1 protein-coding gene is annotated in these 1,408 nt (G+C 68.7%); it reads right to left on the bottom strand.

From position 1 onward, the window contains the following. Positions 1 to 17: 17 nt before the first annotated feature. Complete coding sequence (locus AB0F68_RS35215) at positions 18 to 1,181, bottom strand: IS110 family transposase (RefSeq protein WP_357346218.1); 1,164 nt, start codon at positions 1,179 to 1,181, stop codon at positions 18 to 20. Between the last annotated feature and the right edge of the window lie 227 nt (positions 1,182 to 1,408).

Here is a 1,408-nt window from a genome sequence, read left to right as displayed (position 1 = left end):
TCTGGCACCCCTCTGTGTCAAGTGATGATCAAGAGGGGTGTTCTAGGCTGGGGTGTGGCGGGTCCGGGAAGTGACTTTTCCGAAGTGTCGATCTCGGGGTTCAGGTCGGCCGCGCTGGATTGCAGAGTCGCCCCCACGTGTCCTCCCGGACCCGTCCTGACCAGCTTCGCGTCGGTGACCATCTGCCGGTAGACGATGTCGGACAGCCGCCGTTTCAGTGCCCGTAGGGCCTCCATCGGGGTTTTGCCCGCAGCCAGTCTGCGCCGGTAGTAGCGGCGGCCTTCGGTGTCACGGCGCAGCTGGACGATGGCCATGATGTGCAGCGCCCGGTTGATGCGCCGGTTCCCGGCTCTGGAGAGCCGGTGCCGGTTCTGCTCGCCGGACGAGGCGTCGATCGGTGCGGTGCCGTTCCACGAGGCGAAGTGGGCGCGGCTGGCGAACCGGGCGATGTCGCCGATGTCGCCGATCAGGCGGGCCGCGCCGGACGGTCCGATGCCGGTCAGGTCCATCAGCCGGCTTCCGGTGCTGTTGACCGGGTCGGTGAGTTCCTGTTTCGCGGTTTTGATCTTCTTGTCGATGACGACGAGTTCGCCGATCAGCTCGGAGGCCAGCCGGCGGCGGGTCTTGCCGACCACGTCGCGCGGGCGCACGGTGCCCAGCAGGGCGCGGGCCTGCTGGGCGGACAGGTCCTTCTTCGCGCCGCCGGGCACCAGTTCGAGTAGCAGGTGATGCAGCCGGGAGACCACTTCGGTGCGGGCCCGGCCGAGCTGGTCACGCCGGTCGACCAGCAGCCGTAACGCGACCGTGGTGTCGTCGGTGACGACCTGCCGCAGGCCTTCGGTGCGCAGGGCGACCACGGCGACGCTGCGGGCATCGACCGGGTCGGTCTTGCGGCCCTTGCCGGTGGCGAACACCCGGGCCCGGGCGGACAGCTTCGCGGGCACATCCACGACGGTCTCACCGTCAGCGACCAGCCGTTGAGCGACGTGCCGCCCGATGCCGTTGCAGCCCTCGACCGCCCAAAGGCGGTCCTTGTGCTTGCGGCCGGCGCTCAGCATGGCCTGGTAGCCGTCGCGGTCGGTGCCGAACCGGCCCTGCCCGACTGTCTTCTCCCGAGCGTTGATGATCTCGATGGTGGCGGAACGCTTGTGCGGGTCCACGCCGATGATGACCTGAGCCATCGTGTCCTCCCTCGATTCGACAGTGTTCGTCGACGGGAGGGCAGCGCTACCTTGAGCCGGGCAGTCCCCTCTTGAGCCTCTCACCGCCGCGGTGACCGGCGGGGCGCACGCCAGATGAGAGCCACACCAACCTGCGGTGGGCAGCCGCGATGAGAGCGACCCCACCGGTCACCTCGACCAAGCCTGGCCTGGCTGCGGTCGTAGCACCAGTCAATAGGTAGCCGCGA

Origin of the sequence: Micromonospora sp. NPDC023966 (assembly GCF_040639095.1) — a bacterium.
Taxonomy (GTDB): Bacteria; Actinomycetota; Actinomycetes; order Mycobacteriales; family Micromonosporaceae; genus Micromonospora.
The sequence above is the reverse complement of the archived record's forward strand: the minus strand, read 5'-3'. Positions and strand labels throughout refer to the sequence as shown.